Origin of the sequence: uncultured Tenacibaculum sp. (assembly GCF_947502995.1) — a bacterium.
In the GTDB taxonomy this organism is placed as follows: domain Bacteria; phylum Bacteroidota; class Bacteroidia; order Flavobacteriales; family Flavobacteriaceae; genus Polaribacter.
Genome location: NZ_CANNBW010000004.1, coordinates 1 through 25944 on the forward strand (window position 1 = coordinate 1; position 25944 = coordinate 25944).

At 30.2% G+C, this 25944-nt stretch carries 18 protein-coding genes; 10 read left to right on the plus strand and 8 right to left on the minus strand.

From position 1 onward, the window contains the following. Positions 1-54: 54 nt before the first annotated feature. Positions 55-2676: an ATP-dependent chaperone ClpB gene (gene clpB, locus Q1A46_RS03875; protein WP_299674170.1), complete on the minus strand. Its 2622-nt coding sequence runs from the start codon at positions 2674-2676 to the stop codon at positions 55-57. A gap of 154 nt (positions 2677-2830) precedes the next feature. On the opposite strand from clpB, the gene Q1A46_RS03880 reads away from it, so the two are divergent. The 3 genes from Q1A46_RS03880 (at position 2831) to Q1A46_RS03890 (ending at position 7599) form a co-directional block, all read left to right on the plus strand. Beyond that, positions 2831-5518: a carbohydrate-binding protein gene (locus tag Q1A46_RS03880; protein WP_299674174.1), complete on the plus strand. Its 2688-nt coding sequence runs from the start codon at positions 2831-2833 to the stop codon at positions 5516-5518. 65 nt (positions 5519-5583) lie between these two features. After that, positions 5584-5991, plus strand: a complete 408-nt coding sequence (ytxJ, locus tag Q1A46_RS03885; protein WP_299674177.1) for a bacillithiol system redox-active protein YtxJ — start codon at positions 5584-5586, stop codon at positions 5989-5991. Between the two features lie 54 nt (positions 5992-6045). Next, complete coding sequence (locus Q1A46_RS03890) at positions 6046-7599, plus strand: DEAD/DEAH box helicase (RefSeq protein WP_299674180.1); 1554 nt, start codon at positions 6046-6048, stop codon at positions 7597-7599. Positions 7600-7670: 71 nt separating this feature from the next. Here Q1A46_RS03890 and fahA read toward each other — a convergent pair whose 3' ends face one another. Continuing rightward, on the minus strand, positions 7671-8960 hold the full coding sequence (fahA, locus tag Q1A46_RS03895; protein ID WP_299674183.1) for a fumarylacetoacetase: 1290 nt from the start codon (positions 8958-8960) through the stop codon (positions 7671-7673). Between the two features lie 176 nt (positions 8961-9136). Here fahA and typA point away from each other — a divergent pair, with 176 nt between their 5' ends. From typA to Q1A46_RS03920, 5 genes are all read left to right on the plus strand, one after another. Continuing rightward, a complete protein-coding gene (gene typA, locus Q1A46_RS03900; protein WP_299674186.1) occupies positions 9137-10906 on the plus strand; it encodes a translational GTPase TypA in 1770 nt (589 codons plus the stop codon). Positions 10907-11122: 216 nt separating this feature from the next. After that, positions 11123-12523 (plus strand): fasciclin domain-containing protein, encoded by a 1401-nt coding sequence (locus tag Q1A46_RS03905; protein ID WP_299674189.1) that lies wholly within the window; start codon positions 11123-11125, stop codon positions 12521-12523. Positions 12524-12681: 158 nt separating this feature from the next. After that, entirely contained in the window at positions 12682-13131 is a 450-nt protein-coding gene (locus tag Q1A46_RS03910) for a hypothetical protein (protein WP_299674192.1), read from the plus strand. A gap of 34 nt (positions 13132-13165) precedes the next feature. Further along, the gene (locus Q1A46_RS03915) at positions 13166-14320 is read left to right on the plus strand and encodes an SAM-dependent methyltransferase (RefSeq protein ID WP_299674195.1); all 1155 of its coding nucleotides are present in this window, start codon (positions 13166-13168) and stop codon (positions 14318-14320) included. 423 nt (positions 14321-14743) lie between these two features. Then, positions 14744-15217 (plus strand): hypothetical protein, encoded by a 474-nt coding sequence (locus Q1A46_RS03920; protein WP_299674198.1) that lies wholly within the window; start codon positions 14744-14746, stop codon positions 15215-15217. Positions 15218-15367: 150 nt separating this feature from the next. On the opposite strand, the gene Q1A46_RS03925 is transcribed toward Q1A46_RS03920, so the two are convergent. From Q1A46_RS03925 to Q1A46_RS03945, 5 genes are all read right to left on the minus strand, one after another. Beyond that, positions 15368-17485 carry an AAA family ATPase gene (locus Q1A46_RS03925; protein ID WP_299674201.1) on the minus strand — a complete coding sequence of 706 codons (2118 nt, stop codon included), beginning with the start codon at positions 17483-17485 and terminating at the stop codon, positions 15368-15370. A 6-nt stretch (positions 17486-17491) separates the two neighbouring features. After that, positions 17492-17947, minus strand: a complete 456-nt coding sequence (locus Q1A46_RS03930) for a hypothetical protein (RefSeq protein WP_299674203.1) — start codon at positions 17945-17947, stop codon at positions 17492-17494. Further along, positions 17940-19037: a trypsin-like serine protease gene (locus tag Q1A46_RS03935; RefSeq protein ID WP_299674206.1), complete on the minus strand. Its 1098-nt coding sequence runs from the start codon at positions 19035-19037 to the stop codon at positions 17940-17942. Before Q1A46_RS03935 ends, Q1A46_RS03930 begins: the two co-directional genes overlap by 8 nt. Then, complete coding sequence (locus tag Q1A46_RS03940) at positions 19027-20097, minus strand: ComEC/Rec2 family competence protein (protein ID WP_299674209.1); 1071 nt, start codon at positions 20095-20097, stop codon at positions 19027-19029. The genes Q1A46_RS03935 and Q1A46_RS03940 overlap by 11 nt, the downstream gene beginning before the upstream one ends. A gap of 354 nt (positions 20098-20451) precedes the next feature. Further along, positions 20452-21984: a sodium/proline symporter gene (locus Q1A46_RS03945; RefSeq protein ID WP_299674213.1), complete on the minus strand. Its 1533-nt coding sequence runs from the start codon at positions 21982-21984 to the stop codon at positions 20452-20454. Between the two features lie 215 nt (positions 21985-22199). On the opposite strand from Q1A46_RS03945, the gene Q1A46_RS03950 reads away from it, so the two are divergent. Both Q1A46_RS03950 and Q1A46_RS03955 read left to right on the plus strand, forming a co-directional pair. Continuing rightward, the gene (locus tag Q1A46_RS03950; protein WP_299674216.1) at positions 22200-22787 is read left to right on the plus strand and encodes a cysteine dioxygenase family protein; all 588 of its coding nucleotides are present in this window, start codon (positions 22200-22202) and stop codon (positions 22785-22787) included. 8 nt (positions 22788-22795) lie between these two features. Beyond that, the gene (locus Q1A46_RS03955) at positions 22796-24193 is read left to right on the plus strand and encodes an aminotransferase class V-fold PLP-dependent enzyme (protein ID WP_299674219.1); all 1398 of its coding nucleotides are present in this window, start codon (positions 22796-22798) and stop codon (positions 24191-24193) included. 117 nt (positions 24194-24310) lie between these two features. Here Q1A46_RS03955 and Q1A46_RS03960 read toward each other — a convergent pair whose 3' ends face one another. Further along, positions 24311-25942: an ABC-F family ATP-binding cassette domain-containing protein gene (locus tag Q1A46_RS03960; RefSeq protein ID WP_299674222.1), complete on the minus strand. Its 1632-nt coding sequence runs from the start codon at positions 25940-25942 to the stop codon at positions 24311-24313. Between the last annotated feature and the right edge of the window lie 2 nt (positions 25943-25944).

The window sequence follows — 25944 nt, forward strand, 5'->3', positions numbered from 1 at the left end:
ATAAAAAACCAGAGAAGCTAGCTTCTCTGGTTTAAATAATACTTTTTAAAACTGTCAACCTATTTTAGGACGACACACTTCTTCGTCATGAATTGGATTTCGAAACACTAAAGTTCCATCAAATTCATCTAGAAGTATAAGACTATCATTAGATATTTTTCCAGCTAAAATTTCTTTCGACAATAAGTTTAACACTTGTTTTTGGATGACTCTTTTTACAGGTCTTGCGCCGAACTCAGGTTGAAATCCTTTTTCGGCTAAATGCGTTATAGCTTGCTCTGTAGCGTCTAAAGTTATGCTCTGAGCAGAAATCATTTTTTTAATATGATTTAACTGTAATCGAACAATTGACTTTATATTGTCTTTCGAAAGTGGTGTAAACATGATAATATCATCAATACGATTTAAGAATTCTGGTCTAACACTTTGTTTTAAAAGCCCTAAAACTTCTTCTTTAGCTAAATCCATAGAAGCTTCAATAGCCCCATTCATAGTTTCATATTTCTCTTGAATGATATGGCTTCCCATATTAGATGTCATGATAATAATGGTATTCTTAAAATCAGCAACACGACCTTTATTATCGGTTAATCTACCTTCGTCTAATACTTGTAAAAGAATATTAAAAGTATCAGGATGTGCTTTTTCTATTTCATCTAATAAAACTACAGAATATGGCTTTCTACGAACAGCTTCAGTTAATTGACCACCTTCATCATAACCTACATAACCAGGAGGCGCTCCAACTAATCTACTTACTGAATGACGTTCTTGATATTCACTCATATCTATTCTTGTCATTGCATTTTCATCATCAAATAAATAGGAAGCTAAAGCTTTTGCTAATTCTGTTTTACCAACACCAGTTGTTCCTAAGAAAAGGAAAGAACCAATTGGTTTGTTCGGATTTTGTAATCCAGCTCTAGAACGTCGTACCGCATCGGAAACTGCTTCAATAGCTTCTTCTTGTCCAACAACACGTTTATGTAATTCATCTTCTAAACGAAGTAACTTTTCGCGTTCAGACTGTAACATTTTCGTAACAGGAATTCCAGTCCATTTGGCAACAACTTCAGCAATATCATCATAAGTAACCTCTTCTTTAATTAAAGCATTGTCACTTTCGTTAATTAAAGTTTCTTGTTGTTTTTCTAGTGCTTCTTGAGCTTCCTTTATTTTACCATATCGCAGTTCAGCAACACGACCATAATCTCCATTACGTTCGGCTTTTTCAGCTTCTAATTTATAATCTTCAATATCAGTTTTTAACTTCTGAATTGTATCTACTACACTTTTTTCAGATTGCCATTTCGCGTTAATGTCATTACGTTCTTCTTTTAAATTAGCAAGATCGGCATTTAATGATTTCAATTTTAAATCGTCATTTTCACGTTTTATAGCTTCAATTTCAATTTCTAATTGCATTATTTTACGATCTAAAACATCTAATTCTTCAGGTTTAGAATTGATTTCCATTCGAAGTTTAGCTGCTGCTTCATCCATTAAATCGATAGCTTTGTCTGGTAAAAATCGACTCGTAATATAACGTTGAGAAAGCTCTACAGCACCAATAATAGCTTCGTCTTTAATTCGAACTTTATGATGTGTTTCGTATTTTTCTTTTATTCCACGTAATATAGAAATTGCACTTTCTGTATCTGGTTCATCAACCATTACTTTTTGAAAACGACGTTCTAAAGCTTTATCTTTTTCGAAATATTTCTGATACTCATCTAAGGTTGTAGCACCAATTGCTCTTAATTCACCACGAGCTAATGCAGGCTTCAAAATATTTGCAGCATCCATTGCACCTTGTCCGCCACCAGCACCAACTAAAGTGTGAATTTCATCAATAAATAATACGATATCACCTTCAGAAGCTGTAACTTCTTTTACAACGGATTTTAATCGCTCTTCAAACTCACCTTTAAATTTAGCACCGGCAATTAAAGCACCCATATCTAAAGAATAAATTTGTTTGTCTTTTAAGTTTTCTGGAACATCTCCTTTAATAATTCGGTGTGCTAATCCTTCAGCAATAGCTGTTTTACCTGTACCCGGTTCACCAACTAAAATAGGATTGTTTTTAGTTCTTCTTGAAAGAATTTGAAGTAAACGTCTAATTTCTTCATCTCTACCAATAACCGGATCTAATTTTCCGTCCTGTGCTAATTGATTTAAATTTTTAGCATATTTACTTAGAGCGTTGTAAGATTCTTCTGCACTTTGAGAAGTAACTCTGTTTCCTTTACGAAGTTCTTCTATGGCAGCTTTTAAATTTTTCTCATTTACACCTTGATCCTTTAAAAACTGAGCGATTTGACTTTTTGAATTAAAAATAGCTAAAACTAAATGTTCTACAGATACATATTCATCATTCATCTTTTTAGCAACAATACTAGCTTCATTTAAGGTTTTATTAGCCTCTCTTGATAGCATAATATCAACTCCATTAACTTTAGAAAAACTTTGTAGTTGTTTTTCTAATACTTGAGAAACTAAATCTATATTTACATTCAGTTTCTTCAATATATAGGGTAACACATTTTTATCAACTTGTAATAAAGCTTTGAAAAAATGTTCATTCTCAATTAAGTTATGACTATACTCTTGCGTGATTTGTTGGGCAAGTTGAACAGTCTCTTGTGATTTTATTGTATAGTTATTAAAATTCATTTTCTCAACTTTTTTATTTCACACAGTAATAGTCAAAATACATTCCATTAAAAAAAAGATGTCAATTTGACTTTTTATTCATAATAATCCTGAAATTATGTCGTTCTTGTGTTGGTTTTTCAATATTAAACATGTTAATCCCCAAATAAATCCCATGAAAACTTCAATTAAACTCCTAATGTTTTTAGTAGCTACTTCCGTTTATGCACGAGATATTTACGTTGCTAAAAACGGAAAAGACACCAATACCGGCGATCAAAATTCTCCATATTTAACTGTTGCTAAAGCTTGTGAAGAAGCAATGCCTGGAGATATTGTATACATTAGAGCTGGTAAATATGAAGAAACGATCAGACCTGTTAGATCTGGAGTAGCAGGTAATCCTATTATTTTTAGATCTTTTCCAGGTGAGAATGTAGTTATATCTGCGATGGAATCTTTAAATGGTTGGACTTCTGATGGTGATGGTATATGGAAGACCACAGTGAGTTGGGATTTAGGACAGCGTAATTTTGTAATGAATGGAACTACAGTTTTAGATTTAGCCAGATGGCCAAATAATACAGATGGAGATCGTTTTACTTTAAATTCTCTTCGTAACGATGGAGGTAGTCAAGATAATGTTTCTATAAATGCTTTTTTAACTGATGCTGATATTCCAAATTGGAACTGGTCTAACGGAGGTTCTATTATGTTTTATGGAGATAGACCGGGTTCTGGTTGGACAACATGGAGAGCTTGGATTAAAAGTCAGTCTTCAGGTCGTGTAAATTTTGACGCAATAAAAAATCAAGACTGGATTATCAGTGCTCATCCTCCTGGAGATTTTGGAGATTATTATTTAGAAGGAATTAAAGAAGCTTTAGATTATCAAAATGAATGGTTTTTTGATGCTTCTATTCGAACACTTTTTGTGCAATTACCAGGAGGAGTTAAACCAAATGATGGAGATGTTCAAATGTCTAGAAGAGAAGTAACAGCTAATTTAGATGGACGCAATTATATTCATATAGAAAATATGGCTTTGTTTGGTGGAAATGTTTCTATAAAGGGAACTGGAAACAAATTAAATGGGGTTACACTTTTATATGGAAGTATGACTAGAGGAATTAATCCAAATTTCAATTCAGGAATTAATGCTGTTGATATTAAACACGGTTCAAATAATACAATAATAGAACATTGTGAAATAGGATATGGAGATGCAACAGGAGTTTGGGATGCAGGAACTGCTTCTATTATAAGAAATAATTACATACACGATTTCGATTTTTTAGGTTCTTATGATGCCCCAATAATGGCAAGAGGAGGAAAGGATACGAAAATTCTAAGGAATCATATTTCAAGAGGTGGAAGAGATGCAATTCAAATTGTAAATAAAAATTCTGAAGTTGCTTGGAATGATGTTTCTCAAAGTAATCTTATTGCTGACGATTGTGCTTTATTGTATACAATTAATAAAGGTTTGAATTTAGAAATTCATCATAATTGGTTTCATGATGCTGAAAGTAGAGGGAAATTAAAAAAGGCTGCTGGAATCTATTTAGATAATGATGCAGAAGATGTTCGAGTGTATAGAAATGTAGTTTGGAATGTAGAGTGGACCAACATTCAAATTAACTGGGATGGAAAAGATATCGATATTTTTAATAATACGTTAGTAAAAGCACAAGGAGGAACAATGGGAGCTTGGCATAAAGCAGGAACAATGTTTACTAATGTTAAGGTTTGGAATAATATTACAGATCGTAATGCTACAGATCAAGGCGGAAATCAGGAAACCGAAGGAACTTGGGAACCACAATCTGATAAACAAAATAACCTGGTAGATAAAACATCTTTTTTCGATCATACTAATAATGATTTTAAACTAAAAGATGGAAGTCTTGCTGTAGATTTTGGAAGGCAAATTACAGGAATAACAGATGGTTTTAAAGGAAGCTCTCCTGATGTTGGTGCTTATGAAGTAGGCGATAATTGGGTTCCTGGACCAGATTGGAAACTTTCTGAAGGAGCTAATGGAAGTTGTTATAATTTACCTGGAGAATCTTGTAGTTGTACTCCTATGGTTTGGTATAAAGATGCGGATGGTGATGGATTAGGAGATATTAATAATTCTATAGAAACCTGTGATAGACCAAATGGTTATGTTATTGATAATACAGATAATTGTGATTACGATGCAGATAATAGATGTGATATTTTACATCAGGTAGGAGTTAAAATTGAAGCTGAGAATTATAATAGTCAACAAGGAGTTCAAATAGAAAATAATAGCGGAACGTTAACAAACTTAGGTTTTATAGAGAACAACGATTTTGCAGTATATAAAGTTAATGTTAATAGAACTGGTACTTACACGTTAACTTTTAGAGTTGCAAGTGCTAGTCAGGGTGGAGAGATTCATATTTCTTCAGATAACAGTGCATCAAATAGTACAAAATTATCAGTAACTAATACAGGTGGTTGGCAAGATTGGAAAGAAATCTCAACAACTATGAAATTATCAAGTGGTATTCAAAATATAAAAACAAGATATGAAGGAACAAGTAGTTTCTTATTTAATATAGATTGGTTTAGAATTGATTCCTCAGTTTTATCTGTTGATGAAAATGAAATAGCAAGAGTTAAAGTATACCCTAATCCATCAAATACTATTATTGTAGTAGACGGACTAAATGAAGCTCATAAATTTAATTTAGTTGATTTGAATGGTAGAGCTATTCAAAAAGTAAAACTAAATGCTGTAAGTAATAGTTTTGACATTTCTCATCTATCAAAAGGAATATATTTCCTGAAATCTTTGAGTGTAGATTTTACTCATAAGATTATAAAGAATTAACTTTGTAAGTAAGTATAGAAAAATTAGACTATGCTTAAAAAGCAATTTATTTTAAAAGTAAGATTATGGGAGTTTTTGGAAATATGTTTAAAAAATCATCAGGACAAAAGAAAGAAGAAGTAAAACAAAATAATATCAATTGGATTCCTTTAAAAACTGTAGATCAAATTAAGGCAGTAACTAAAAGATCGCATAACAAACCTGTAGGTATTTTTAAGCATTCAACACGTTGTGCCATTAGTAAAACTGTTATTAAAAACTTCGATCAAGGTTTTCCTAAAGAGTTAAATGATAAAATTGATATCTTTTATATAGATCTTTTAAATTATAGAGATGTTTCTAATGAAGTAGGGTACGAATATCAAGTATTACATCAATCTCCTCAGTTTCTTTTAATTAATAAAGGAGAGGCTGTTTTACATGCTTCGCATTACGATATTACACAAATAGATTTAGAAAAAATCTTAAAATAATATGTAGGTTTTACAAATAGGTTGTATTTTTGAGCTTTCAAAAAAATTAACCTTTTGAGCGCCACAGATTCAAAAAATAAAGTAGGAAAGAGCCTATATAACTATCAAAAAGAAGCATTATTCAACATCTTTAAAAGTTTTGAAAATGCTCCTGAAAATTATCATTTGTTATACCAGCTTCCAACAGGAGGTGGTAAAACTGTGATTTTCTCTGAGATTACTCGTCAGTATTTAAAACATTATCAAAAGAAAGTTTTAATAATGACACACCGAATCGAATTATGTAAGCAAACAGCAAGAATGCTTGGTGAATTCGGTGTAGAAAATAAAATTATTGATAGTAAGGCAGAGTTAGATGATCAAGGTGATTACGATTGTTTCGTAGCAATGGTAGAAACCTTAAATAACCGTTTGAATGATGATATTTTAGATATCTCAGATGTAGGTTTAGTTATTATAGATGAGGCTCACTACAATTCGTTTACAAAATTATTTAAGTTCTTTAACAAATCTTTCATTTTAGGTGTTACAGCAACTCCTTTGAGTTCGAATATAAAAATGCCGATGAAAGATAATTATGATCACTTAATTGTAGGAGAAAGTATTGCTGCACTGATTGAAAATGAATATCTAGCAAAAGCAAATGTTTATTCATATAATGTAGGTTTAACTTCTTTAGAAGTAGGAGCAAACGGAGATTATACAGTTAAATCTTCTGAAGATTTATATACAAATACAAACATGTTATCTAAGCTTTTACAAGCTTATGAAGAAAGAGCAAAAGGAACAAAAACACTAATCTTTAATAATGGTATTAACACATCTTTGTATGTGTATGATACATTTAAAAGAGCAGGATATCCTATAGCACATTTAGATAACACAAATACTAAAAAGGAGAGAGATGCTATTTTAAAATGGTTTAATCAAACTCCTAATGCCATTATCACTTCTGTAAGTATTTTAACTACAGGTTTTGATGAACCTTCTGTTCAATCTATCATTTTAAATAGAGCTACAAAATCATTAACGTTATATTATCAGATGATTGGTCGTGGTTCACGTATCATTCCTGGGAAATCACATTTTAATGTAATTGATTTAGGAAATAACTTCCATAGGTTCGGACCATGGGGTGCTGATCTAGATTGGCAAAAAATGTTTAGAGCTCCAAATTTCTATCTTGACAATTTATTAACTGATGAGGATATAGAAAGTACATTTAAGTACGAACTACCTGAAGATGTTAAGAAAGAGTTTGCAAATACTAAGGAAGAAGATTTATATTTTGATGTAAAACGGGTTTACATTGATACAATACAATCTGGACAAAGTTCAAAGAAAGTATTAGAAAAATCAATTATACATCATACAAGAATGTGTGTTGAGAATAGTGAAGATGTTTTTGATGCTTTAATTTTAGCTAAGAAATTAGGAGGTGATATTGATGATAGAATTCACAGATACTCGAAATGTATTTGTAAATCAACACATAATTTCATCGATTGGTTACAAGATGACTATAGAAAAAAATTAAACTCACATATTAGAGCTAATTTTGATGATGTATATGAAGAAATTCATGGTCATCCACCACCAGAAGAATAAAGAATATTACGCATAATAAAAAAACCATTTCTAAACAGAAATGGTTTTTTCTTTTTAAAAGAAAATAGAACTTATTTTTTGAAAGGTTTTGCTGGTAATATTTTACCAGTACATTCACCAAAACCAATTCTTATTTCGTCGTTTTTAGCATATCCTCTCATAATTACTGTATCATGATCGTTAATGAACTTACGCTCGCTACCGTCATTCATTTTGATAGGATTTTGTCCTCTCCATGTTAACTCTAACATCGAACCAAAACTATCTTGTGTTGGTCCAGATATAGTTCCACTTCCCATCATGTCACCAGCTTCAACAGGACAACCATTTACTGTATGGTGTGCTAATTGCTGAGCCATTGTCCAGTACATATACTTAAAGTTAGAGTTACAAACTACAGTTTCTTTCTCATTTTCTGGCTGAATTGCCATTTGTAAGTTAATATCAAAACTGTGTTTTCCTTCGTGCTGTAAATAAGGTAAAGGCTGTGGTTCTTGTTTAGGGTTGTCAACTCTAAAAGGTTCTAAAGCATCTAAAGTAACAATCCATGGAGAAATAGTAGAGGCAAAGTTTTTCCCTAAGAACGGTCCTAAAGGTTGGTATTCCCAAGCTTGAATATCTCTTGCAGACCAGTCATTAAATAAAACTAATCCAAAAATATAATCTTCAGCTTCTTCTACAGAAATACGATCTCCTAAATCATTAGACACAGTAGTAATAAAAGCCATTTCTAATTCAAAATCTAATAATTTTGAAGGTCCAAAACCAGGTGCTCCACCTTCTTCAGTTGGTCTAGATTGTCCAATAGGTCTGTGAATTGGTGTTCCAGAAGGAATAATAGAAGAACTTCTACCGTGATATCCAATAGGAATGTGAAGCCAGTTTGGTAATAAAGCATTTTTAGGATCTCTAAATAAACTACCTACATTAGTAGCATGCTCTTTACTAGCGTAAAAGTCAGTATAATCACCAACTTGAACAGGTAAAAGCATTTCAATTTCATCCATTCTAAAAATGATCTTGTCTTTGTGATCTGCGTTATCACGAAGTTTCCCATTCTTAACATCAAATATATCAGCAATTCTGTTTCTAACTAATCGCCAAGTTTTTCTACCATCGGCAATAAAGTCATTTAAAGTATCTTGTAAAAATATATCGTCAGTCAATGGAATACCTTCGAAATACCCTAATTGGTGCAATGCACCTAAATCAATGGCAAAATCACCAATCCTTGTTCCAATAGTGATAATATCGTCACGAGTTAAGAAAACACCAAAAGGTATATTTTGAATTGGGAAATCTGAAGTTTCTTCAACTTTCAACCACGATTTCCTGTTCGGGTTATTAGCTGTTATTTCCATTTCGTTTTTTAGTTAATTGTTTCATCAAACGTACATATTTTTTCAATTCACAACAAACTTTAATCACGAAAAAAAGCAGATATTTTTCCTGTAAATAAGTTAAAAATAAATATGTTCTTCATTATTAGCGCAATTCAATGTGAAACACTACTTTTGCGGCAAATTAATGTAGCACTATGCAATCCATAAGAAATATAGCAATTATAGCCCACGTAGATCATGGAAAAACTACCTTAGTAGATAAGATCATAGATCAGGCTAAAATATTAGATGAGCGTAAAGAACGTACAGATTTATTATTAGATAATAATGATTTAGAGAGAGAACGCGGGATTACAATTTTATCTAAAAACGTTTCTGTAAACTATAAAGGAGTTAAAATTAATGTAATTGATACTCCTGGTCACGCCGATTTCGGAGGAGAAGTAGAGCGTGTATTAAAAATGGCAGATGGTGTTTTATTATTAGTTGACGCTTTTGAAGGACCAATGCCACAAACTCGTTTTGTATTAGGGAAAGCATTAGAATTAGGATTAACCCCAATCGTGGTAGTAAATAAGGTAGACAAAGAAAATTGTACACCAGATTTAGTTCACGAAAAAGTATTCGATTTAATGTTTGCTTTAGAAGCTACGGAAGAACAATTAGATTTTACTACAATTTATGGTTCTGCTAAAAATGGTTGGATGAGTACCGATTGGCAGAATGAAACAGATAATATTATTCCTTTATTAGATGCTGTTTTAGAAACTATTCCAGAAGCACCATACAGAGAAGGAACTCCACAAATGCAAATCACATCATTAGATTATTCTTCATTTAAAGGAAGAATTGCTATTGGTAGAGTATATAGAGGAGATTTAGAAAAGAACAAAGATTACATGTTATGTAAAGCTGATGGAACAAACAAAAAAGTTCGTATCAAAGAATTACATGTTTTCGAAGGAATGGGGAAAGCTGAAACTGATAAAGTTCGTAGTGGTGATATTTGTGCAGTTACAGGAATTGATGATTTTGAAATCGGAGATACAATTGCAGATTTAGAAAACCCAGAAGCTTTAGATCGTATTGAAGTAGATAAGCCTACAATGAGTATGTTATTTACAATTAATAATTCTCCTTTCTATGGTAAAGAAGGTAAATATGTAACATCTCGTCACTTACGTGATCGTTTATATAAAGAAACAGAGAAAAATTTAGCTTTACGTATTGAAGATACAGATACAGAAGATAAGTTTAATGTATTCGGACGTGGTATTCTTCACTTATCTGTTTTAATTGAAACAATGCGTAGAGAAGGATACGAATTACAAGTTGGTCGTCCACAAGTAATTTTAAAAGATATTGATGGTACGAAATGTGAACCATATGAAACATTAGTAATTGATGTTCCTGAAGAGTTAGCAAGTAAAGCAATTAACTTGGTAACAATGCGTAAAGGAGATTTATTAGTAATGGAACCAAAAGGAGATTTACAACACTTAGAGTTTGATATTCCTTCAAGAGGTTTAATTGGTTTACGTAATAAATTACTTACAGCAACACAAGGTGAGGCAATTATAAACCACCGTTTAAGAGGTTATGATGCTTACAAAGGAGAGTTCTCTGATTTAGTAAATGGAGCAATCGTTTCTTCTGAAAGTGGAAAAGCTACAGCTTATGCTATTGATAGATTACAAGATAGAGGGAAATTCTTTATCGATCCTAACCAAGAAATTTATAAAGGTCAGGTCGTAGGTGAAAATGCTAAACAAGATGATTTAGCCGTAAACTTAATCAAAGGGAAGAAGTTAACCAACGTTCGTGCTTCTGGATCTGATGATGGAGTTAAAATTGCACCTAAAATCGATATGTCTTTAGAAGAATGTATGGAGTATATTAAAGATGATGAATATTTAGAAGTTACTCCAGAAAGTTTAAGAATCAGAAAGATAAACTTTAGATAGAAATCTTAATATATTGTTAAAAACACCCAGTTTTGGGTGTTTTTTTATGTTTTTTAGCTGTTTGTTTATGTTTAAACAATAAAACTTAAACAAAATTGTTATATTTGAGTATCACTTAGAAATAAACAGGTGATTTTTTTTGGCCAAAAAACTTTTTGTTTATTAAAATTAAGTAAAAGTTAAACAATTAAATTAACCCTAAAAAACAAACTGATAATGTTATTAAAAACAATTAAAAAGGCAGCAGTCTTAAGCTTATTATTAAGTTTCGGACTATTTATTTCTTGTGATGATGACGATGATAAGAACGTGGGAGGAAATGATAACGATATTGTACAAATCGCTTCATCTAATACTAATTTATCTATTTTAGTACAAGCTTTACAAAAAGCTGATTTAGTTTCTGCTTTACAAACAGACGGACCTTTTACCGTATTTGCACCAAATAACGATGCTTTTCAAGCACTTTTAGATTCTAAAGCTTCTTGGAATTCATTAGACGATGTTCCTGTTGATGTTCTTAAAAGCGTTTTACAGTACCATGTTGTACAAACAAAAGCTTTATCGACAGATTTAATGAACGGACAAACATTAACAACTCTAAGTCAAGGTACTTTAACTGTAGATACTACTTCTGGAGTAAAAATAAATACAGGAGCAGATCAATCTGTTTCAGTAATTACACCAAATGTAGAAGCTTCTAACGGAGTTGTACATATTGTAGACCAAGTATTTTTACCAAGTAAAATTCAAGATATAGTTGACTTAGCAGTTAATACTTCTGATTTAAGTTCTTTAGTTTCAGCCTTACAAAAAGCTGATTTGGTTTCTGCGTTACAAGCAGACGGACCATTCACAGTGTTTGCACCAACAAATGCTGCTTTCCAGGCTTTATTAGATTCTAATATGAGCTGGAATACATTAGATGATATTCCTGTAGATGTTTTAAAGAATGTGTTATTATTCCACGTTATCAGCGGAAAAGTTGAATCTGGAGATTTATCAGATACCTATGTAAATACATTAGCTGTTGGTCCTAATGACGAAGCACTTTCTTTACAAGTTGAAGTTACTGGAGGAATTGAATTCAATGGAGATTCAAAACCAGTAATGAACTTAATTAATATTCCAGCTACAAACGGAGTTGTACATGTAATTGATAAAGTAATGTTACCACCAAATGTTGTAACATTAGCTTTAAATAATGCAGGATTTACGTCTTTAGTTGCAGCTTTAACAGATTCTAGACATACAACTGATTTCGTTTCTGTACTTTCAGGAGATGGACCATTCACAATTTTTGCACCAACTAATGCTGCTTTCCAAGCGTTATTAGATTCAGATCCAACTTGGACTACTTTAGCAGATATTCCAATTGCAACTTTAGATGCAGTTTTAAAGTATCACGTTGTTAGCGGATCAAATGTTCAAGCAGATCAATTAATGAACGGAGATGTAACTACTTTAGGAGGAACAATTACTATTGATTTAACTTCAGGAGCACAAATTAAAACATCTAGTATGCAAACCGTTGATATTCTTGTAGGAGCGGCTACAAATGATGTACAAGGTACTAACGGAGTTATTCACGGGGTTAATAAGGTGTTGTTACCTTAACCTGATATATATATTTACACTTGTTAATAGTAAGAGCTACTTTTTAAGTAGCTCTTCTTTTTTGTTAAATTATAGTAAAGATATTTTTCGTCGTATTTTTCAGACACTAGTGGTATGTTTTTTGATAAACTTGGGCAAAACCAATGATCTGAAAAATTATGAAAAAAAACAACTACTTATTACTGTGTCTATTATTATGTGTATTATTACAAAGCTGCTACGGTTATGTAACTTCTGTGGACTATACTGCTATCAAAAATGAGAACTGCAATGAAAAACCTAAATTGATGTATTTATTTTTTGAAGGAGAAGAACTTCCTTTTAATTATGAAAAGCTAGGTGTTTTAGAAGTAGAAGGTGAACGGTATGCTTCTAATTCTGAAGTTTTAGAAGAGTTAAAGCGTGAAGCCTGGGGTAAATGTGCAAATGGCTTAATAAAAATAAATAGTGGATATAAAGAAAGAGAACAAGGTGTAGTATTTGTTTCTGAAACTGAAGAAACTTATAGGGCTAAATTTTATACAGCTATTGCAGTAAAAATCTCGTTAAATGAAGATTTTATAGCGAAATATGGAGAAGGTTTACCTGTAACATTTAAAGAAAAATAACTTTTTAAAAACAGGGTTTTAATATCTTTGCCGAATGAATGAATTCGGACAACTTTTTCAGGCTTTAAAAGAAGCAATTTCAAACGATAATTTTGTAAAGTTAACATTGAGTAAACCTATAAGCAAAAGCTTTAATTTACCTAATGTTTATGTGCGATTAGTGAATATCAAAAATCAAAAACAATTACAGTTTACGTATCGATATAACACCAATGATCAAACAAAAAATTATAGTGTAGAAGAAGCTTGTGAAGAGTTAGAAACATTGTTATTAGAAAAATTCAAAGCAGCTACTTTATTTACTTTGGAATCTGACTTGTTAGTTATGATTTCTAAAAAGAAAAAAGTAAGTTACAGAACCACTGCACCAAGTTTTAAAAATAAACTTCCCGAAATTCACGATAAACCTAAAGAAAAGAGAATAAATCTTTCAAGTAGCTATTTACAATTTCTAGGAATTACAGATAAGAACAATAAAGTAATTCCTAAAATGGCTGATAAATACCGCCAGATTAATAAATATTTAGAAGTAATTGAAAGTTTAATTGCTTCTTTAGATATGAACAAAAAGCTACAAATTGTAGATATGGGTTCTGGTAAAGGCTATTTAACTTTTGCTTTATACGATTACCTAGTCAATTTAAAAGGGTATAATGTTTCAATAACTGGAATAGAACTAAGAGAATATCTGGTAGATTATTGTAACGATATTGCTAAAAAAAGTGGTTTCGATCAGTTAAATTTTATTGCGCAGCGTATACAAGAATACGACAACGATAAAATTGACATCTTAATTGCTTTACATGCGTGTGATACTGCTACAGATGACGCTATTTACAAAGGTTTAATGGCAAAATCTGAATTAATTATTTGTGCGCCGTGTTGCCATAAACAAGTGCGTCAACAAGTAAAAGGAAGAGAGCAGGAGAGTCCATTGTTAAAATACGGAATCTTTAAAGAGCGTCAATTCGAAATGATTACCGATACCATTCGTGCATTAATTTTAGAAAAGTTCAACTATAATACTAAAGTTTTTGAATTTATTAGCAGTGAACATACACATAAAAATGTAATGTTGATTGGTAGTAAGTCTAGCAAAAAGAAAGACATTGAAAGTATCGATAAAAAGATAGAAAGCTTAAAAGAGTTATATCATATCGACCATCATTATTTAGAAACGTTGTTGTAAGCTATTTGTGATCCATTTTCAGATCGAGCCCTCAAATAAAAATTTTAAGAAACTCTTGTTATTAAAAAATGACCTATTGATAAGAATTTGCAAAAAACAAGGTAGCAGCGTTGGCAGAGAAGATGAAAAGCTGTTTGAGCTTTAGCGAGTTCTTTTCATCTGTGGCTGGAGATACCGTAGTATTTTAAATTCTTAACATTCCAGTCTTGATTTTTGCTCCTTTGCATCAAGGCAAAGGAGAAGAAATATAGTATATTTAGAATTTTAGTATAAATAATTTTATAATATCACTATTGCTCAGCAGAACTATCGAGAAGTTCTAGTTACACAAACTGTTCTCGATATATTTTTACTACATTAATGCCTTATAAAAAAACTCGGACTGACATATATTTGTAAATTAATATTGTATTATAGAGATTTATGGAAAAGAAAACTTTAACAAAAGAGCAGTTATCCAAACGTTTTTTTAGACGATTAAAAGACTATAGAAATAGTCGAAAATTGATCTTTTTTAATGAAGTTGATTTTAAACAGGCAAATCTTCAGATCCAAATCAATGAAGATGACGTTCCTATTGTATTACTGAAACTTAAGAATTCAGAACAAATCCTAATCACTATTCGAGCTTTATATCACATTAAAAAATCTGTAGTAACTAAAATAGATGCTAAAGACCTAGAAGAATGTAAATATCTACCTCATGAAAATGCTTTTGAACTTCGACAAAAATCGCTATACCATAAATTAAAAAACAAGTTTGAACTTACTTTTTTAATTGGAAAAGTTCAAATACAAACCAAAAACAATACTTATATTGATTTGTATATGACCAGAGCCAAATATTTATTTGTTTTAACAGATATGATTAAAACGCTTAGAATGTATATTAGTTAGGATTGGTTTAATAGTTCTGTACATTAAAAGTAAGTGACTTCTATGCTTTAAACATTTGATTAATAATAAATTTGACAGGAGTTATAAGCCTTAAGTGTGTGCTAATATTTAGCCTGTTTTTATATACATTACTATGTATAGCTTCTTTTTTTAGTTAAGAGATTTTATTACTTTATTTTTACCAAGTTTGATTAGGTGATATGAATCCATTTCTAAATCTTTAATTATTTCATCTAAATCTATCTTTTCTTTCTTATCATTATTTAATGGTTTATCAATTGAAGTAAAAATAATTGTTTGCTTATTTTTTTCTTTAGAAACTTTATCAAAAAGTGCTTTTAAGCTACTTAATTTTGTTCTATGCTGACCTGGTTCATCAAACATAATTAATCCGGGATGGTTTTTACCATTATTACGTAAAGCTAATGTATAAGCCCAAATGTTTCGTACAAAATCTGATGCAGAAGAATTTATCCTTATAGATTGAGGATTCGTATCTTTTCTACCTCTTTTATATACGGGGAAATATTTAAATGGCTCTTTTCTATTAATAGAAATTTGGTACATTTCATTACTATCATATTCAAACGAACTAAGTAAATCTTTATAATTAGACTCAAAAGCAATTAATTTTTCTTCGTCATCAGATTGTTCAAGACCTTTTAATTTTATAATTATATTGTGATGTTTATTAGCTAAACTAATAAGTTCTTCTTTGAGTTCATCTAATAGTAACTTAAATTGATTTAGATTTTCTACTTCTTGTTGTAATTGAATTTTTTGCACAACCTCAGACTCAGATAAAACTCTATCATCAGCAATTAAATCTTTTGAAAGTGATTTTAATAGGATCTCTTTATTTCTTAAACTATTTTTAAAATATAATAACAAACTATTTTTCTCTTCAATTGTATTGGTTAGACTCTTAAGGGTTGAATCTATTATTAATTTTTGACTTTGTAAAAAACTTTTGTTTTCCTCTAGGGATAATTGAGGAATAGTAATTTCATTATTTGAAATAATATCCTCTGTAATAACTTGTGTACAAGTCGGGCACTTACTTTCTTTTTTATTATTAAATAAATTATTATTAAATACTTTAATTAGATTTGTGTGTTCCTTAATTTCTTTTTTAATATCAATTAGTTGATGGTTAATATTTTTAATTTGTAATTTTTCAATATTTAAATTGTTTTCAAATTCTTCAATATATTTATTTAATTCTATGTACTGAGTTTTAGTTTCTTCGTATTTATTAAGCACTTCTTCTTTTTTACTTTCGATTGTAGCAAATGGTTTTTTTTCTAAAAAAGAAATTGATTTTTTTATTTTTTCCAAATACTCATCATATCCAACAACTTCATCTTCACTTATCTGAAAATTAGATGATATTAAATCTATTTCTCTTTTTTCAGTAGTAATAGTTTCAGGAAGTGAAATTATAGTTGAATTATTTTGTTTCTCTAAATAAGAAAACTCTTTAATGGTTTTATTCCAACCATCTACAATGTTATTTTTTTCTTTATTGTAAGTATCTCTTTTAGTAGAAATATTAATTTCATCTAAATTTAAAAGAAATTCAACAATCTTTTCTTTAGGTTTTGTAACTCCAAAATAGGGCATTGTTGCGAAAAAATCTGACCAGCCTTTAGTTTGTTCAATAAATATTGATGAAAATATCATTTGTAAGTATAACGGACTATAGTCAGACTTTGCATTATTATTACTTACATCTGGAACAGTTAATTCTATAAAATCTTTAAACCACTCGTAAAAACCATTGGGGTCATCATTATTTCCTCTTCCATTAACAAAAAATATTCCTTTTAGACTGTCTTCATCAATTTCATCAAGTTTAGATTTATAAATTGTTATATTCGATTGCTTTTCATTTTTATCAGAAGCCAACATAATACGTTCTAAGCATACAATTTGATTTTTATCATTTTCTATTTCTAAAAAAACTTTAGATCTAATAACAATATAGTTTTTACCTGTTTCTTCCACACCTTCTTCAATACCTTCCGTTTTTATAACAAAAGTATCTTTTAAGGCCTTGTCAAGTGCTTTGTTATTATGTCCGCCCAATAACTCCTCCATACCCAGAGCATAAAATATACAAGAATTTATAGTTGTTTTACCTCTTGAATTCTCACCAGCAATTATGTTTAGACCATTCTTAAAAGGAAATTCAAAACCATATAAATCATCTATGGTTTCACTTTTATCAGTTAAGATTTCAACTCTTAATTTATTTATTTTAAACATATTGATTTATATTAATTTCCAATTCTTATTTGCTCTATTTAATTTAGTCTTAGGTATGCTACCTATTTTTTTTATTTTATCTATTTCCTCTTGAAATAATTCATATTCAGTAATCGAACTTAGTACATCAATACCTTTTTCTGTGATTTCAATCTCTAAAGTATTACTCACTATTTTCTTTTGAATGTATTCCTCGATATAACCTAAAGCTAAAACTTTTTCAATTCCAAATTCAAATGACCAAGGAATTAATGAATTTCTAATTCCTTTTTTTAAATCATATAAAACTTGGTAGTTCTTATCATTACGTAAACTCCAAAAGACTAAATGAATTAATTGTAAACTAGCCTTGTTACTTTTGCCACAATCGTTGATAATTGAAAGTAACATTACAAGCTTGTAATAAGCATTATACTTTATAGATACAGATGTTTTTTTTTCGTCTAATATTATGTTAATCATTTTTTGTAAAGTTTAAAGTACACATACCTAACCATTCTATTATTTGAAAATCAGCAAAATCTATATCCATTTTTTGGGGTAAAAAATCTAATTCATCTTTAAGTCTATTTTGTAAAGTTTGTTTTAAATCTAAAGCTTCATTATTATTATTTACCGACCTTGTATAGTCTTCTTCTACTAAATTCACATATTTAGTAACAATACCTTTAAACTTAATATATAAATTTGGAGCTTCATTTTCTAATAATCTAATGTTTTGAAGCATTGATAAATATCTTTTTATTTGTCTAGTGGTATTAGAATTTGCTTTTTCAATGTCTGAATATATAACTTTGTTTTTTCTACTTAGTTTTTCAAAAAAATCACTTTTACTTTTTTCAAAAGCTACTATTTCTTGTTCTATATATGTTTTCTCTAAATTTTTTGTCCAACTTCTTAATTCACTCAAATCAGATAAATCTATGTAAGAACTGAAGTAATTTTGAATGTGACTTACAGAACAGCAGCTAATATCATCATTCCAAGCTTTATCTGTAACAACGGAATTTAATATACCTATCAAAAATGGAGTGTTATATCTTATAGTAAAAACACCACTGCCAGATAATCCTCTTGCTAATAAATGACCATCTTCTCCTCCTTGTTGAAAAGTTTCACCTTCGGTTAATTTAATTTTAAAACATTGATTTGAGTCGCTTATTGTTATTATTTTACTTGGAAATGGTCTGTATTCATTATTGTTTACTCCTTGGTAACCACAAAATCTTACATCTGTTTGTGTAATAAATTTATGAGCTAAATTGTATTGATATAACAATTTATCGTCTCCTTTAAAATCTATTTCAATTAGAGCAAAATCTTTGTCATAATCAAACTCTCTAACTGTAACTACTTTAATGTTTTCAAATTCGGATTTATAATCGTTTTGTTTTTCAATTAAAATATTTTCAACTCTTGGTTCTATTTCTCCTAAACAATGAGCTGCTGTAAATACATAAAAGGTAGTTTCTCCAGCTATTAAAACACCGCTTCCAATATTACCATTACATTTAACACGTACACAATATTTTTCAGGTTCGTTATTTGTCATTTTTTGTAAAAGTGTTTTTATATTCAATATTCCAATTACCTTCCTCTAAATCAGTTTCATTGACAAATTCGCCAATTCTGTTTTTTATGTCTGTAATTTTATAATTTGTGTAAACATTTAATAATTCATCATCTCTGTTTGCTTTATATACAATCCTTGCTATAGTTTCTCTTGATGGGTGTTTATGCTTTGATGTTCCCCCATTAGTTGATATTAAATAATTACTTGATTTTATTAAGGATAATAACTCTTGTGATGTATTGTTTAAACTTCCGTGATGTGAGATTTTTACAAAATCTACTTCCAATAAATTTTCTATATCATATCCTAATTCTTTTAAGCGTTGAGTAATTATTTCAGCTCTAGTATCTGCTAGTAATAGAAATTTAACATCTGGACATTTTAATACAAAAGCAATAGATGAAGAGTTATAAATATCCGAATCAATTGATGAATGAGGTTTAAAGTCTATTTTACTTAACTCTTTTAATGATTGTGAATAATTTGCTGTACTTGAAGATATATTCGTTTTTAAGTTTTCTTCCTTTAATAATGACTTTTCTTTTTTCCAGACCTTATAAAACTTATCTTTTATTTCAACAGTTGGAGAGAGTATAGTGAATTCAAGTCCCTTTATATTTATTACATTATCAGCAATAGTAATTTCACGAATATTAGAATGTGGCTTTTTTTTCTTAATCAAGACCTTAAAATTTTCAGCTTGACGAACACTTATTTGAGCTTCTATATTTGATGTTTGATTAAATTCAGTTTCAGGTTGATTTATCCAAACTTCATCAATTTCAATTTCATCGATTAAACTGTTTTTGAAAAATTTAATTAAACCTCCAATGTGATCAGAATCTATATGAGTTAAAACTAGCAGGTTGATTTTACTAATTTCATTTAGATTTTTTTTGAGAGAATAATCAAATGTTGATGGAGTTCCGCCATCAATCAGAATTATAAATTCTTGTTTATTCTTATCAAATGTTTTTATAAGAATAGAATCACCATTATACGCAGGAAGAATAGTAAGTTCAGTTTGAGTTCTTGACATTTTTTTTATTACAAACAATCATTTAAGGAGTATATACTTACTTTTTATTAAAAACTAAATCAGAAAAATAAAGGAATAGGAGGGTTTGTCTATTACTTTTTCATTTTCTAATTGCCAAATAAAAAGAAAGTCTAGAACAAAAACAAAAGGATATCCGTAAAGAAATGAGAAAGGGGAAAAACACCCTTTTTTGTTTTTGTAGAAAAATAAACTAGAAGATTACTTCACTTCACCCATTCGAAATTACTCTGGGTTCGTTCGTAATGACGTTAGGTTAGAAATACTTTTCTTCATCGTCATTGCGAGTGAAATTTATTGTAGAGAAGCAATCTGTATATAGATTTCAAAGAAATCTTATTTATTGTCAATTTGTTCAATCATTTCTAAAGCTTCTTTCCTTGGAGGATATAGTTTTGAAACAAGAAGACCTACAAGCATAGACACTAAGAAAGATGGAAATAACACATCAACAGCAACAAAATATGCACCTATAGTTTCAATTTCTTTGAATACAAAATTAAATAACATTACGGCTACAAATCCAGAAATCATTGAAGCAATGGCTCCTTTTTCCGAATATCCTTTCCAAAAAAGAGTAAGAATAATTACAGGACAAAAAGTGGCTGCGATTCCAGACCAACCAAATATGATAACCCAGAATATTTGTCGATCAGGAGAAACGTAGTTCATAATTAATGCAATAACTAAAGCCGAAAAAGCCATAATTATTGTTGATGCCCTAGAGAATTTAGTGAGGTTTTCATCTTTAATATCAGGTCTAAATATTTTTTGATAAAAATCGCGAGTAATGGCACTTGAAGCTAATATTAATAAAGAATCAATGGTAGACATAATCGCTGATAAAACAATAGCAATAAAAAGAGCAACTAAAATTGTTGGTAAAAACGATTCTGTAATCATACTTAAAACATCTTCTCCATTATTTCCTAAAACAGCCTCTGGATCTTGTCCATTCGTTGTAAAATAAATACGCGCCAAAATTCCTATAGTTACAGCAGCGGTATCTGTTAACAAAGTAAAAATACAAGCAACCCATTTTCCTTTATCAATTTCTTTTTTGTTTTTAATCGACATGAATCGTACATAAACTTGAGGTGAACCTAAGAAACCAAGACCAATCATAGAAAATCCAAGAATAGTAAAAAGGTTCATCCAACCGTCAGAACTTCTACCCATAATATTGGTCAAGGTAGGATCTATAGCATTCAGTCCAGCGGTAATTCCAGCACCATGATCCATAGAAAACCAAACAACGATAGGAAGTAATACTAAACCAAAGAACATCAACAATCCTTGAAAAAAGTCTGACCAAACTGCAGCTACAAATCCGCCAAAAAAGATATAAGCAAGCACAATGAAAAAACCAATTAAAGCTCCTAGTTTATAATTAATGCCAAGCATAGATTCAAAAGCTACACCTGTTACATCTATTTGAGAAGCTACATAAATAACAATAAAGACAACCAAAACAGAAGCTGCAATTATTCTCAAGGTATGTGTAGATGTTTTAAAATGACTTTGCAAATAATCTGGAATTGTAATGGCACCAAAAGCATCTGATCTTTTTTTGAAACGTTTTGCCATAAATTGCCAAGAAATAAAAACTCCCAACAATTCTCCTAGTACAACCCAATAAGCAGAATATCCAGCTATAGCTCCCATTCCTGTTAATCCAATTAATAACCAACCAGATTCACCTGTGGCTCTAGCCGAAAAAGCAACCGCCCAAAATCCCATTTTTTTTCCACCAACATAGTAATCACTCATTCCTTTTATTTTGCGAGAAGCTAAAATTCCAATTAGAAACAGAATCCCAACATAAACAGCCAACACAGCTATTTTAATTACTAAATTTTGGTCTACCATAATGAATTTGTTTTTTTGATTTTAGGTTGATGAGTTTCTAAAAAAGAAGAAAATACGATTTTTTAACGATCTTCAAAATAGATAAAATTTAATGAATTTTTAAGTGTTTTTAATGTTTTAACTAAAAAAAGACTTTAAAAATGCTCAATTTTATTATTTTTATGCGAATCTTGATTTGCGACACTTATCAATATAAATAGGGCAAGGAAACGTTCTTGGATTTGCAAGTCAACCCTAAAAAAACAAAAGATTTGAATCAAAATCAAAAACCTTCTCAGAAGGAACTTCAAACTTTAGATGATTTAGTAACAGCTCTTTCAGAGGAAGAGAGGACGACTATAAATCACATAATACGCTCAATTAATATTAACCCCAAGGACATAGAAAAATATACTTCATGGTCTGAGGATTGCTACACGAGAAATTGCATAATAAACAATGAAAAGTTTGAATTAATCTTAATTTGCTGGTGTAAAGGTCATAAAACGCCTATTCACGATCATGGTGGTCAAGAATGTTGGGTGAAAGTTATAGAGGGTGAATTGGAAGAAGTAATTTATAAAAAGAATGAGAATGATGAGTTGATAGCAATAAGGTCATCAAAATCAAAAGCGAATCAAGTTACTTATATGAAAGACTTTATGGGATTTCATAGTTTAGAAAATATATCCCCAAACAGAAGCATAACCCTTCATTTATATGCAAAACCTATACGAAAATGCAATATTTTTAATGAAGATTTAAAGAAGTTTGTAAGTAAGGAGATGAATTACGACACAGTTGCAAATTATATAAAAAAATAAAATAGTATATGTCTACAATAAAAAATGATTTAAAGTTATTCAATGAACTTGCAGAAGTTTTATTGAATGAAGAACAGCAGAATCCTGTTGCGGAAAGAATAGAAGCAAATCAATTATATGAGACTATTGATTTATCTTTACGTGATACTGCAATGGTTGATGATGATTTTAAATCGTTATTACAAGATGTTTTAGTTTCCACACCAAAAACTGCAACTAGTTTATTTTTCAATCAACTTTTTGGAGGAAGACAACCCAAAGCTGTTTTGGGAGATTTATTGGCTGTTTTATTAAATAACAGCATGTATACATATAAAGTTGCAGGTCCTCAGGTAGGTATAGAACAAGAAATTATTAGAAAATCTTGTAATTTAATTGGTTATGGTTCGAATAGTAACGGAACTTTCCCAACAGGAGGATCTATGAGTAATTATATGGCCTTAGTTATGGGGCGTGATGCAAAAGATCCTTCATGTCGTTTTGATGGAATGAGAAAACCGTTAATTATTTACACATCTATTGAATCTCATTACTCTAATGCTAAAAATGCAAGTTTTGCAGGAATTGGTAGAAATAATATTCGATATATAGAAGTTGATAGCGAAGGAAAAATGATTCCTGAAAAGCTAGAAGAACAAATTAAAGAAGATATTAAAAATGGCGGTATTCCAACATACGTAAATGCAACTGCAGGTACTACAGTTTTAGGTGCTTTTGATCCTATTGATAAAATTGCAGATATTACTGAGAAATACGATATCTGGTTACATGTAGATGGAGCTTATTGTGGAAGTGTTATGTTTAGTGAAAAATATAAGCACCTAATTAAAGGAGCAGAAAGATCTAATTCTTTTAGTTATAATGCTCATAAAATGTTAGGAACACCTTTAACTTGTTCTATTCTTTTAGTAAATGATAAAAAGCATTTACATAATTCTTTTAGTAATGATGCGAGTTATTTGTATCAAACAGATGGTGATGATTTTAACTTAGGGAAAACTTCTTTTCAATGTGGAAGAAGAAATGATGCTTTAAAGTTTTGGACACTTTGGAAATCTATTGGAACAAATGGATTAGAACAAATTGTAAATAAACAATTAGAATTGGCTAAAGTAGCAATTGATTATATTAAAAATAATCCTGATTACACGTTGTATAGTTATGATGATTCTATTTCTGTTTGTTTTAATTACAAGGATGTAGATCCCGTTGCTTTATGTACTGCCTTATATGAAAATCAAGAAACTGTTGTTGGTTTTGGCTCGTTTAATGAAGATACTTTTGTAAGATTTGTAACGATTAATGCAACTAATAGTAAAAATGATATTTTAAATTTTTTCAAAGTTCTAGAAAACTTCGTAGCTAATACATCAGTATTAAAAACTACATCAGCACTAAATACATAAAACAGGCTTCAACCAGTTAAAGACTCTTTTTTTGAAATAAAGGAACATCTGTAAAGATGTATTTATATTGTCTGATGGTAGTTTAGCTTATAAAAATAACAGAAAAGAGATTGATTTTTATAAATCAATCTCTTTTAATGCTTTAATATTATTACGCTCTAAGAAAGCGTCTATAGTTTCAAAATGCTCAATTACACGTTGATCTTTAAATTCAAAAACTTTTTGAGATAAACCTTGTAGGAAATCACGATCGTGAGAAACCAAAATTAAAGTCCCATCGTAATCTAATAAAGCTTCTTTAATCACATCTTTCGACTTTAAATCTAAGTGATTTGTAGGCTCATCTAAAATTAATAAGTTCACTGGCTCCAATAATAATTTAACCATTGCCAAACGCGTTCTTTCACCACCAGAAAGTACTTTTACTTTCTTTTCTAAATCGTCTCCGCTAAACATAAAACGACCTAAAATATTTTTAATCTGCGTACGAATATCACCTTCAGCAACTTCATCAACTGTTTGGAAAATCGTTAATTCAGGATCTAATAACGAAGCTTGATTCTGAGCAAAATATCCCACTTTGGCATTATGACCTAATCCACCTTCACCTTCAAAATCAATCTCGCCCATAATAGCTTTAATCATGGTCGATTTTCCTTCACCATTTCTACCCACAAACGATACTTTTTCACCACGAGCAATGGCAAAACTAGCTTCTTTGAATACCACATGATCTCCATAAGCTTTTGTCAACTCACTAACTTTAACCGGATAATCACCAGATCTTGGAGAAGGAGGAAAGCGTAATTTTAAAGCAGAAGTATCTACTTCATCAATCTCTACAGGAACTAATTTTTCTAACATTCGCTCACGAGAAGCCACTTGATTGGTTTTAGAATAGGTTCCTTTAAATCGCTCAATAAACGCTTTGGTTTCTGCAATAAACTTTTGTTGTTCTTCGTAAGCTTTTAATTGATGTGCTCTACGTTCTTTTCTTAACTCTAAATAATGTGAATAATTCGCTTTATAATCGTGAATTGTTCCCATCGTAACTTCTATGGTACGATTGGTAATATTGTCGATAAACGCTTTGTCGTGAGAAATTACAACAACAGCTTTTGCTTTGTTTAATAAGAAGTTTTCTAACCAAATTACAGATTCAATATCAACGTGGTTTGTAGGCTCATCTAATAGAATTAAATCTGGTTTTTGTAATAAGATTTTAGCCAATTCAATACGCATACGCCAACCACCACTAAATTCAGAAGTTGCTCTATCGAAATCTTCAGCTTTAAAACCTAAACCTTTTAAAGCTTTTTCAACTTCAGCTTCATAATTAATATCTTCTAAAGCATAGTATTTCTCACCTAAATCGGAAACACGTTCTATGATTTTCATATACGCTTCAGATTCGTAATCGGTACGCGTTTCTAATTGCTTGTTTAAATCATCCATTTCAGCTTTCATATCAAAAACTGATTTAAATGCTTTTGAAGCTTCTTCTTTTACAGTACAATTATCTTCAATCAGTAAATGCTGAGGAAGGTAAGCAATCACTGTATCTTTAGAACAACGAACTCCACCTTTTGTAGGAGAAGTTAATCCTGCAATAATTTTCATCATTGTAGATTTTCCTGCTCCATTTTTTCCCATTAAAGCGATTTTATCATTTTCATTAATCACAAAAGAAACATCGCTAAATAAGGCACTTCCGTTAAACTCAACCGTTAATTGATCTACTGATATCATAC